Raw genomic sequence first — 11,145 nt, 5'->3', positions numbered from 1 at the left:
CCTGCTCGACAATGCGCTGGATTTCACCCCGCCGGGCGGCGCGCTGCTGTTCGAGCTGGAGCGCGATGGCGAGCGTGTGGCGCTGAGCCTGTTCAATCAGGGGGAGGCGATACCCGCCTACGCCATCGGCCGGGTTGCCGAGCGTTTCTATTCGCTGCCGCGGCCGGGGAGTGGGCGCAAGAGTACCGGGCTGGGGCTGAACTTCGTGGCCGAGGTGATGCAACTGCATGGCGGGGCGCTGGCGGTGAGCAACGTCGATGGCGGGGTACGCGTCAGGCTTTGGCTGCCGGAGCGGCGCATCAGCTGAGGTTGTCGGGGCCGCTGCGTTGCCCCAAAAAACACCGAATCTCCACACAATCTCCCCAAGGCCTCCACGCAGGGCGCAGACACTGCGCCCACTGCCACAGGAGGCCCCATGAACAAGACCCTCGGTTTCAAGCTCGGCACCATTGCCCTGCTGATTTTGCTGTTGCTGATTCCCCTGTTGATGATCGACAACCTGATCGACGAGCGCCAGAACCTGCGCGACGGTGTGTTGCACGACATCGCCCGTAGCGCCAGTTTCGACCAGCAGATCAGTGGCCCGCTGCTGGTGGTGCCGTACCGCAAGGTGCAGCGCCGCTGGATCGACAAGGACGGCCAGAGCGTGCAGGAAACCAGCACTATCGCCGGCCACTTGTACTTCCTCCCGGAAACCTTCGATGCAGACCTAGGGGTGGACACCGAACTGCGTAAGCGGGGTATCTACCAGGCGCGGCTGTTCCATGCCCAAGGGCGTCTTTCGGGGCGTTTCCAGCTGCCGGAGCGCTGGGGCATCGACAAGGACTTCGATGACTACCGCTTCGACAAGCCGTTTCTGGTGGTTGGCATCAGCGACATCCGCGGCATTGAAAATGCCCTGGAACTCAACATCGATAACCAGCGCCTGGCGTTTGAAGCCGGTACCGGGCTGGACTGGCTGCGCAGTGGCGTGCACGTCGCGCTGCCGCAACTGGATGGCCAGCAGGCCCGCGGGTTCAACTACGGTTTCGATCTGGCACTGCAAGGCACCGGGCAACTGCACCTGTTGCCAGTGGGCCGCACCAGCAGCGTGGACATGCGCGCCAACTGGCCGCACCCAAGCTTCGTTGGCAGTTACCTGCCCAACCGCCGCGAAATCGACGACAAAGGCTTCAGCGCGCACTGGCAGACGTCATTCTTCGCCACCAACCTCGAAGATGCCCTGCGCCAATGTGCCAGCGGCGGGCAGTGTGCGGAGTTCAGCGAGCGGACCTTCGGGGTAAGCTTCATCGACCCGGTGGACCAGTACCTCAAGAGTGAGCGGGCGATCAAATACGCGTTGTTGTTCATCGCCCTGACCTTTGCCGGTTTCTTCCTGTTCGAGGTGTTGAAGAACCTCAGTGTGCACCCGGTGCAGTACATCCTGGTGGGGGTGGCCCTGGCGTTCTTCTACCTGCTGCTGCTTTCGTTGTCCGAACACATCGGGTTTGGCCTGGCATATGGCCTGTCGGCCTCGGCCTGCGTGTTGCTGCTCGGCTTCTACCTGAGCCACGTATTGCGCAGCCTGGTGCGTGGGGTGGGTTTTGCGGCGGGGTTGGCGGTGTTGTACGCGATGCTCTATGGGCTGCTCAGTGCCGAGGACTATGCGCTGTTGATGGGGTCGCTGCTGTGCTTTGGCTTGCTGGGTGTGTTCATGGTGCTGACCCGTCGCCTGGACTGGGCGCGGGTGGGGAGGGCGGCATGAGGGAGGACAGAGAGATCGGGCGGTGGCTGGCTCGCAGGATTGGGCAGTTGTTTCCTGTGATACCCCGCTGAGGCCGAGGGTTGCCTTGCGGCCCAATCGCCGGGAAGCCGGCCCCCTCCTTGTGGGGGCCGGCTTGCCGGCGATTGCGGTGTATCAGGTGTCGGGTGCTGTGGCGACCATCGACGGCCGCTTGGCCACCTCGGCATACCACGCTGCCAACCCGGGCTGACGCTCACGCCAGCCAAAACCAGGCTGACGCAGGTCCAGGTACCCAAGCGCACAGGCCACGCCAATTGCGGCCAGATCAAAGCCGGATATCAGCTCTGCCAGGTGCTCCTGCTCCAGGTTGGCCAGGCTGCGGCGGATTTTCTCGCTCTGCGCTTCAAGCCAGCCGTCCCAGCGCTTGTCCTCAGGCCGCAGGACGCTCTCATAGCGGCTGGAAACCGCCGCATCCATGATCGCATCTGCCTGCGACACCAGCGTCATGCGCCGCCAGCGTGCCGAGCCCTCGCGCGGCAGCAACGGCAGGCCGACATGCTGCAGGTCGAGGTATTCGCAGATGACCCGGCTGTCATGCAGCACAGTGCCGTCTTCCAGGCGCAGGGCCGGGATCTTGCCGATCGGGTTGCCGTGGTTGAGCTGGTCGTCGCCGCTGACCGGGGTAATGTTCACCCCCTGCAGCGCAACGCGCTCAAGCTGCCCGGTTTCGTGCAGCACGACCATCACCTTGCGCACGAATGGCGACAGCGGTGAGTGGAACAGGGTCATCGTGCTCATGGCTCAGTTGCCTTGCAGGCTGGGTGGCAGGCACACGCCGGTGCCGCCGATACCGCAGTAGCCGTCCGGGTTCTTGGCCAGGTACTGCTGGTGGTAGGCCTCGGCGAAGTACACGGTTGGCGCCTGGTCGATTTCGGTGGTGATCTCGCCGTAACCGGCCTTGTTCAGCTCGGCCTGGAAGGCGTCGCGGCTGGCGTTGGCTTCTTCGAGCTGTTGTGGCGAGGTGCAGTAGATGGCCGAGCGGTACTGGGTGCCGACGTCGTTGCCTTGGCGCATGCCCTGGGTCGGGTTGTGCAGTTCCCAGAACATCGCCAGCAACTCGCGGTAGCTGACCTTGTCCTTGTCGAACACCACGAGTACCACTTCAGTGTGGCCGGTCAGGCCCGAGCAGACTTCTTCGTAGGTGGGGTTCGGGGTGAAGCCGCCCGCATAGCCGACCACGGTGCTGACCACGCCTTCACGCTGCCAGAAGCGGCGCTCGGCGCCCCAGAAGCAACCCAGGCCGAAGATGGCGAAGTCGATGCTGCCTTCAAAGAACGGGCCGAGCAGTGGAGTGTCTTTGAATACGTAGTGGAACTCGGGCAGGGACATTGGCGTTTCGCGGCCAGGCAGGGCCTGCTCCGCGGTTGGCATGACGTTTTTGTTCACCAGGATTTCCGAACGCAGGACCATGGCCGTTCCTCTGTGTTTTTCAGTTGGACAGGTGTTGGCCTCATCGCCGGCTTGCCGGCGATGAGGCCCGAATGGGTTCTATAGTGCCCGAGGATTACGCAGCTGTCAGGCCATTGGACCGCGCGGATAGCGCTTGAGTCTTTCGGCCAGCTCCCGGCCCGGGATCGGCCGGTCGAACAGATACCCCTGGCCCACATCGCAACGGTGCCGGCGCAGGAAGGCCAGCTGCTCGGGCGTCTCGATCCCTTCTGCCACCACCTTGAGCTTGAGGTTGTGAGCCATGGCCACCACCGCCGAGGTGATCTCCATGTCGTCCTGGTTGTCGGGGATTTCGTTGATGAAGCTGCGGTCGATCTTGATGATGTCGATCGGGAATTTCTTCAGGTAGCTCAGCGACGAATAACCGGTGCCGAAGTCATCCATGGCCAGGGTCAGGCCCAATGCCTTCAGTTCGTCGAGCTGACGGTGGGTGTCCTCGGTCGCTTCCAGCAGCAGGCCCTCGGTCAGCTCCAGCTCCAGCAGGTGCGCAGGCAGGGCTTCCTCGTGGAGGATCGAGGCGATCGAAGCTACCAGGTCGGGGTCGGAGAACTGCTTGGGCGACAGGTTGATGGCCACGTGCAGGTTGCCCATGCCGGCCTCGCGCAGTTGCTGGCTCATGCGGCACGACTGGCGTACCACCCACTTGCCGATGGGGATGATCAGGCCGGTTTCTTCGGCCACGCTGATGAACTGGTCCGGGCGGATCATGCCGCGCTCGGGGTGGTTCCAGCGCAGCAGTGCTTCCAGCCCCAGCAGGCGGCCGCTGCGCAGACACAGCTTGGGCTGGTAGAACACCTCCAGCTCGTTCTGGGTCAAGGCGCGGCGCAGGTTGTTCTCGACGAACAGCTTGTAGCTGGCTTCGGCATTGAGCACTTCGGTGAATACCTGCACCTGGTGCTTGCCGTTGGCCTTGGCCTTATGCAGGGCCAGGCCTGCATTCTTCATCAGGGTGGTCGGGTCACTGCCGTGCAGCGGCGCACAGGCCAGGCCAACCGAGGCGGTGACGTTGATCAGCTGGTTGTCGACGAACATCGGCTTGTCGAGGGTGCGCAGCAGTTGCTGGGCGACGCCCTGGCCGTCTTCCAGGCTGGTGTCGTCGAGCAGCACGGCGAATTCATTACTGGCAAAGCGGGCCAGCACGCCGCCAACGCTGAGGCTGTTGCGCAGGCGCCGGGCCAGGCTGATCAGCAGCTTGTCACCGGTCTGGTGGCCAAGGCTGTCGTTGATCCGCTTGAAGTTGTCGATGTCCACCAGCAGCAGGCAGATCGGGCTCTGGGCATCGCGGGCGAAGCGCTCGTCAAGGCTGCGGATGAACGCCGGGCGGTTGCCCAGGTTGGTCAGGTTGTCGGTGTAGGCCAGGCGCTCGATGCGTTGCTGGGCCAACTTGGTCTGGGTGACGTCTTCGTAGATGCCGATGTAATGGGTCAGCTCACGGTTGTCGCCATACACCTTGGAAATCGACAGCTGGCCCCAGTAGGGCTCAAGGTTCTTGCGCCGGCTTTTGAATTCGCCCTGCCAGCTGTTGCCCATGGCCAGGCTCGACGGGGTATCGAACAGCAGTTCGCTGAGGTTCTCCAGCGCGGGCAACTCTGCCAGGTGGTGGCCTTGCACCTCATCGGTGCTGTACTGGGTGATCGCGGTGAAGCTGGGGTTGACGTACTCCACCACGCCGTCGCGGTTCACCAGCAGGAAGGCGCTGGCGCTTTGCTCCACCGCACGCTGGAACAGGTGCAGGGCGCTGGCGGCGGTACGCCGGTTATGGTTGGTGATGACCTGGGCGAACTGGTCGGCCAACTCACCGGCAAAGGCGATTTCGTCCGACTGCCAGGCCCGCGGCTGGCCAGTCTGCTCCAGGCACAGCACACCAACCACCTGGCCATCGACGCGGATACTGGCATCGAGCATGGCATTGTTGTCGGCGTACAGGCTCTCGGCCAGTTCACGGGTGCGCGGGTCGTGGTTGGCGTTGTGGGCATCGATGGCGCGGCTGGCGTGCAGGGCGTCGAGGTAATCGGGGAAGCGGCTGGCATCGATCGCTTCGGGCAGGCGATGCACTTGCTCATTGCGCAACCAGGCGCTGATCGGCTCCAGGCGCTGGTCTTCCAGGTGCCAGATGCTGGCGCAGTCCACCTTGTAGATCTCGCAGGCGCTGCGGGTAATCAGCTGGGCGGCTTCGAGCAGCGAGTTTTCCGCGCTGTAGCGCTGGCGGGCGAGGCGCAGGATCAGGTCCTGCTGGCTGCGTACGCGCTCAAGGTGTTCCAACTGCTCCTGCTGGGCGCGCTGGTTGAGTTGCAGGGCAAGTTGCAGGCGGCTGTTACGCGATTCGAGGTCGTCGGCGTCCACTTCGACAGCGTCTTCAGGCTGGTCGTCGAGTACCGTCAGAAAGCCGCGTAACAGCTGGCGGTTGTGCTGCTTGTAGGCTTCACCCGCTTCGAGCAGACGCAGCGAGCGCGGCTGGGCGTGCAGGGTGTAGCGCACACGATAGTAGCCGCGAGTGCTCAGTTGCCGCTGGATCTCGTCGTGCAGTCGGTAGCGGGCTTCAGGCTCCATCAGGCTGGCATACGGCGAATCGATCAGCGCGCACAGCTGGGAGGCCGCCAGCCCGAACTGGCGTTCGCAGGCCGGGTCCAGGTAAAGCATTGCCCAGGTGGCTTCGTTGAGCCTTTCGAAACGCAGCATGCCGAGCCGTGAAGGCACGGGAAGCTGCGTGACGACCTCGGCCGCCACACGGCTGGCGGCATCGGGTTGGCTTTTCATCGAAGACTCGCTTGAAGAGGGTGACGCGGCCTGGGCGGCGGCGCATCTGGCAAGGTTGCATCATGTCCCGAAGGCTGGCAAGCGGCCATGAGGGATGTCATGTATATGTTTTCGGCTGCGGGGCGGGAATCCTTAGGGCTGCTGAAAAACGGGGGCCGCTGCAGGCAAAAAAAGCCCCGCCAATTGGCGGGGTTGAGGTACGAGCGTGGCAGCTCGAAAAGGGTACCTGCCCCCTTGAAGGAGGGCAGGCTGGCTGCGTGTTACAGCAGCATGGTGCGGATATCCGCCAGCACGTCGCCCAGGCGCTTGGTGAAGCGCGCGGCGGCTGCGCCGTTGATCACACGGTGATCGTAGGACAGCGACAGCGGCAACATCAGCTTGGGCTGGAAGGCCTTGCCATCCCAGACGGGCTGCATGGTTGCCTTGGACACACCGAGGATCGCCACTTCGGGCGCGTTGACGATCGGCGTGAAGCCGGTACCGCCAATGTGGCCGAGGCTGGAGATGGTGAAGCAGGCGCCCTGCATGTCGTCAGCCGACAGCTTCTTGGTGCGCGCCTTCTCGGCCAGGGCCGCGGCTTCGGCAGCCAGTTGCAGCAGGCTCTTCTGGTCGACGTTCTTGATCACAGGGACCAGCAGGCCGTCCGGGGTGTCCACGGCAAAGCCGATGTGCACGTACTTCTTACGGATCACGGCTTTGCCGCTTGGCGCCAGCGAGCTGTTGAAGTCCGGCAGTTCCTTGAGCAGGAAGGCGCAGGCCTTGAGCAGCAGTGGCAGCACGGTCAGCTTGACGCCAGCCTTCTCGGCCACGGCCTTCTGCGCAACGCGGAAGGCTTCCAGCTCGGTGATGTCGGCGGAGTCGAACTGGGTCACGTGCGGCACGTTCAGCCAGCTGCGGTGCAGGTTGGCGGCACCGACCTGCATCAGGCGGGTCATTGCCACTTCTTCCACTTCACCGAACTTGCTGAAGTCCACCACCGGGATCGGCGGGATGCCGGCGCCGCCGGTCGCGCCAGCAGCTGCCGGTGCGTCCTTGGCCTTCTGCATGACCGACTTGACGTAGACCTGCACGTCTTCTTTCAGGATACGGCCGTGCGGACCGGTCGCGGTGACCGCGCCCAGCTCTACGCCGAACTCGCGGGCCAGCTGGCGAACAGCAGGGCCTGCGTGAACCTTGGCGTTGCTGCCGGCAGCCGGTGCGGTAGCGACCGGTGCAGGGGCAGCAGCTGGGGCAGCGGCAGCAGGCGCGGCGGCCGGAGCAGCCTCAGCCTTGGCCGGTGCAGCAGCGGCAGGCGCTGGCGCAGCAGCCGGGGCAGCGCCGGCGACTTCCAGCTTGATGATCAGGTCACCGGTGCCGACTTCGTCGTCCAGCTTGGCGATCACTTCCTTGACCACGCCAGCGGCGGGCGAAGGGATCTCCATGGAGGCCTTGTCAGACTCCAGGGTAATCAGCGACTGGTCGGCTTCGACGGTGTCGCCGACCTTGACCAGTACTTCGATGATCTTGGCCTTGCCCGACGAGCCGATGTCCGGCACGTGGATGTCCTGCACGCTGGCGGCAGCAGGGGCTGCAGCCGGCGCAGGGGCGGCTTCGGCAGCCGGCTTTTCGGCAGCAGCCGCAGCTGCGGCCGGGGCAGGTGCGGCGGCTGGCGCCTCGGGCGCCGCAGCGACGCCCTCGGCTTCCAGGACCAGCAGCTCGTCGCCTTCTTTCAGGCGATCGCCCAGCTTGACCTTCAGTTCCTTGATGACACCGGCCTTGGGGGCCGGGATTTCCATGGAGGCCTTGTCGGACTCCAGGGTCAGCAGGCTCTGGTCAGCCTCGATACGGTCACCGACCTTGACGAACAGCTCGATGATTTCACCTTCACCGCTGCCGATGTCAGGTACGCGAATGAGTTCGCTCACTTAAAAATACTCCTCAGCAGTCCAGTGGGTTGCGCTTGTCCGGATCGATGCCGAACTTGACGATGGCGTCGGCCACCACCTTCGGTTCGATCTCGCCACGGTCAGCCAAGGCTTCCAGGGCAGCCAGCACCACGAAGTGGCGGTCGACTTCGAAGAAGTGACGCAGCTTCTTGCGGCTGTCGCTGCGACCGTAGCCATCGGTACCCAGGACTTTGAACTCTTTGCTCGGCACCCACTGGCGAATCTGTTCGGCGAACAGCTTCATGTAGTCGGTGGAGGCGATGACCGGGCCTTTGCGACCGGCCAGGCACTCTTCGACGTAAGTCTGCTGAGGCTTCTGGCCAGGCTTGAGGCGGTTGGCGCGTTCCACGGCCAGGCCGTCGCGACGCAGCTCGTTGAAGCTGGTGACGCTCCACACGTCGGCACCGACGTTGAACTCTTCACGCAGGATCTTCGCGGCCTCGCGGACTTCGCGCAGGATGGTGCCGGAGCCCATCAGCTGAACGTGGTGCGCGGCTTCGCGGGTGTCTTCTTCGAGCAGGTACATGCCCTTGATGATGCCTTCCTCGACACCGGCCGGCATGGCTGGCTGCTGGTAGGATTCGTTCATCACGGTGATGTAGTAGAAGATGTCCTGCTGCTCTTCGGTCATCTTCTTCATGCCGTCCTGGATGATCACCGCCAGCTCGTAGCCGTAGGTCGGATCATAGGTGCGGCAGTTCGGGATGGTGCCCGCCATCATGTGGCTGTGACCGTCTTCGTGCTGCAGGCCTTCACCGTTGAGGGTGGTACGGCCGGCGGTACCGCCGATCAGGAAGCCACGGGTGCGGCTGTCGCCAGCGGCCCAGGCCAGGTCGCCGATACGCTGGAAGCCGAACATCGAGTAGAAGATGTAGAACGGCAGCATCGGCTGGTTGTGGCAGCTGTACGAGGTACCGGCAGCGATGAACGACGACATGGCGCCGGCTTCGTTGATGCCTTCCTCGAGGATCTGGCCCTTCTTGTCTTCGCGGTAGAACATCACCTGGTCTTTGTCGACTGGCTCGTAGAGCTGGCCGACCGACGAGTAGATACCCAGCTGGCGGAACATGCCTTCCATACCGAAGGTACGGGCTTCGTCCGGGATGATCGGCACGATGCGCTGGCCGATGTCCTTGTCCTTGACCAGCTGCGCGAGGATACGCACGAAGGCCATGGTGGTGGAGATTTCGCGGTCGCCCGAGCCGTCCAGGATTGCTTTCAGCGTTTCCAGAGGCGGGGTCGGCACGCTGAAGCTCTTGGCGCGGCGCTGCGGTACGAAACCACCCAGGGCTGCGCGGCGCTCGGCCAGGTACTTGGCTTCGGCCGAACCTTCTTCGGGCTTGTAGAACGGCAGGCTTTCAAGGTCGGCATCCTTGACCGGGATGTCGAAGCGGTCACGGAAGTGGCGCAGGCTGTCGACGTCGACCTTCTTGGTGTTGTGCGCGGTGTTCTTGGCTTCGCCAGCACCGGTGCCGTAACCCTTGATGGTCTTGGCCAGGATGACAGTCGGTTGCTCTTTGTGGTTGACCGCCTGATGGTAGGCCGCATAGACCTTGTACGGGTCGTGACCGCCACGGTTGAGCTTCCAGATCTCGTCGTCGGACAGGTCTTCGACCATGGCCTTGAGCTCTGGCGTGTTGAAGAAGTTCTCACGAACGTACGCGCCGTCTTTGGCTTTGTAGTTCTGATACTCGCCGTCGATGACTTCGTCCATGCGGCGCTGCAGGGCACCGTTGGTGTCTTTGGCCAGCAGTGGGTCCCAGAAGCGGCCCCAGACGACTTTGTTGACGTTCCAGCCGCCGCCACGGAACACGCCTTCGAGTTCCTGGATGATCTTGCCGTTGCCGCGAACCGGGCCGTCGAGGCGCTGCAGGTTGCAGTTGATGACGAAGATCAGGTTGTCCAGCTTCTCGCGGCCTGCCAGGGCGATGGCACCGAGGGATTCCGGCTCGTCGCACTCGCCGTCGCCCATGAAGCACCAGACTTTCTGCTTGCCGGCCGGAATGAAACCACGGGCTTCCAGGTACTTCATGAAGCGCGCCTGGTAGATCGCCTGGATCGGGCCCAGGCCCATGGAAACGGTCGGGAACTGCCAGAAATCAGGCATCAGCCATGGGTGCGGGTACGAAGACAGGCCTTTGCCGTCCACTTCCTGGCGGAAGTTGTTCATCTGCTCTTCGTTGATGCGGCCTTCCATGAAGGCACGGGCGTAAACGCCTGGCGAAGCGTGGCCCTGGAAGAAGATCAGGTCGCCGCCGTGTTCTTCGGTCGGGGCCTGGAAGAAGTAGTTGAAGCCGATGTCATACAGGGTGGCACTGGAGGCGAAGCTGGAGATGTGGCCGCCCAGGTCCGAATCCTTCAGGTTGGTGCGCATCACCATGGCCAGCGCGTTCCAACGCACCATCGAGCGAATGCGGCGTTCCATGAACAGGTCGCCAGGCATGCGTGCTTCGTGGGTGACAGGGATGGTGTTGCGGTATGGCGTGGTGATCGCGTATGGCAGCTGGGAGCCACTGCGGGTGGCCAGCTCGCCCATGCGGGTCATCAGGTAATGAGCGCGGTCTTCGCCTTCTTTGTCGAGGACCGACTCCAGGGCATCCAGCCATTCCTGGGTTTCGATTGGATCGAGGTCTTGCATGGCTTGCTCCAGGGCGGAAAGGCCACCAGAATCGGGGGCCTGAGTTTGCGACTGGCCTTATGGGCAGACGTCGTGAATTCTTGGATTACCGGAGTGTGACCCGGCGGCGTGTAGTTTTACTACATTTGCTTTCGCATTTCATGCTTTTGCACGGTCGGGGTAGTAGTAAAACTACACAAATGCGACGTTTGGTCGCACCTTGGCTTGTGAGGAAAAACGTTCATGTTGGTTGGCGTTGTGCTGCGAGCGGGTGATTCTTGATGTTTCATGCCAATGATTCGTTTTTTTCAGCTATTTCCAACTTTTGTACGACAGTCCAACCGGGGTCCGGTTTCCTCGTGGCCGCTTTTTACTCTCACTTTCACGCCGATCAAGGATAGACCATGCGCCTGCCTTTGCCGCTCGAACTGCCTGCCTCCCTGCAACCGCTGGTCGCCCGTAATCGGCAGTTTCTGCTCGATGCCCTGAGCAGCCACCCGGCACTCGATCCGACCGCCTGGAGCCCGGCTCACCAGCACCAGTTCGACCAGGTGGCCGCCGCCAGCGACTTCGTGCTCGGCCTGGCCCAGCGTGAGCCGGCGATGCTGTTTGCC

General features: G+C 63.2%; 8 protein-coding genes. 3 read left to right on the top strand and 5 right to left on the bottom strand.

Annotated features, from left to right (window positions below; translation table 11 throughout):
* The coding region (locus BLX42_RS12120; protein WP_256671974.1) for an ATP-binding protein at positions 1-307 on the top strand (307 nt) is incomplete at its 5' end.
* Between the two features lie 108 nt (positions 308-415).
* A complete protein-coding gene (gene creD / locus BLX42_RS12115; protein WP_125924601.1) occupies positions 416-1,744 on the top strand; it encodes a cell envelope integrity protein CreD in 1,329 nt (442 codons plus the stop codon).
* 153 nt (positions 1,745-1,897) lie between these two features.
* Here creD and BLX42_RS12110 read toward each other — a convergent pair whose 3' ends face one another.
* The 5 genes from BLX42_RS12110 to aceE form a co-directional block, all read right to left on the bottom strand.
* Positions 1,898-2,521 carry a glutathione S-transferase gene (locus BLX42_RS12110; protein ID WP_046787524.1) on the bottom strand — a complete coding sequence of 208 codons (624 nt, stop codon included), beginning with the start codon at positions 2,519-2,521 and terminating at the stop codon, positions 1,898-1,900.
* Positions 2,522-2,524: 3 nt separating this feature from the next.
* Positions 2,525-3,193, bottom strand: a complete 669-nt coding sequence (gene msrA, locus BLX42_RS12105; protein ID WP_046787525.1) for a peptide-methionine (S)-S-oxide reductase MsrA — start codon at positions 3,191-3,193, stop codon at positions 2,525-2,527.
* A 105-nt stretch (positions 3,194-3,298) separates the two neighbouring features.
* Positions 3,299-5,989 carry a bifunctional diguanylate cyclase/phosphodiesterase gene (locus BLX42_RS12100; protein ID WP_046787526.1) on the bottom strand — a complete coding sequence of 897 codons (2,691 nt, stop codon included), beginning with the start codon at positions 5,987-5,989 and terminating at the stop codon, positions 3,299-3,301.
* 260 nt (positions 5,990-6,249) lie between these two features.
* Positions 6,250-7,893, bottom strand: coding sequence for a dihydrolipoyllysine-residue acetyltransferase (gene aceF, locus BLX42_RS12095; RefSeq protein WP_161871842.1), 1,644 nt, complete (start codon positions 7,891-7,893; stop codon positions 6,250-6,252).
* A gap of 13 nt (positions 7,894-7,906) precedes the next feature.
* Positions 7,907-10,552, bottom strand: a complete 2,646-nt coding sequence (gene aceE, locus BLX42_RS12090) for a pyruvate dehydrogenase (acetyl-transferring), homodimeric type (protein WP_012316622.1) — start codon at positions 10,550-10,552, stop codon at positions 7,907-7,909.
* Between the two features lie 383 nt (positions 10,553-10,935).
* Between aceE and BLX42_RS12085 the strand changes: the two genes are divergently transcribed.
* On the top strand, positions 10,936-11,145 hold a 210-nt coding region (locus BLX42_RS12085), incomplete at its 3' end, for a hypothetical protein (protein WP_161871841.1).

The organism is Pseudomonas sp. SG-MS2 (assembly GCF_009933855.1).
Classification (GTDB): Bacteria; Pseudomonadota; Gammaproteobacteria; order Pseudomonadales; family Pseudomonadaceae; genus Aquipseudomonas; species Aquipseudomonas putida_E.
The sequence above is the reverse complement of the archived record's forward strand: the minus strand, read 5'-3'. Positions and strand labels throughout refer to the sequence as shown.

Excerpts from the sequence above, each read along its gene's own strand:
- creD (WP_125924601.1), top strand. The coding sequence starts at position 416 with ATGAACAAGACCCTCGGTTTCAAGCTCGGCACCATTGCCCTGCTGATT.
- BLX42_RS12110 (WP_046787524.1), bottom strand. The coding sequence starts at position 2,521 with ATGAGCACGATGACCCTGTTCCACTCACCGCTGTCGCCATTCGTGCGC.
- msrA (WP_046787525.1), bottom strand. The coding sequence starts at position 3,193 with ATGGTCCTGCGTTCGGAAATCCTGGTGAACAAAAACGTCATGCCAACC.
- BLX42_RS12100 (WP_046787526.1), bottom strand. The coding sequence starts at position 5,989 with ATGAAAAGCCAACCCGATGCCGCCAGCCGTGTGGCGGCCGAGGTCGTC.
- aceE (WP_012316622.1), bottom strand. The coding sequence starts at position 10,552 with ATGCAAGACCTCGATCCAATCGAAACCCAGGAATGGCTGGATGCCCTG.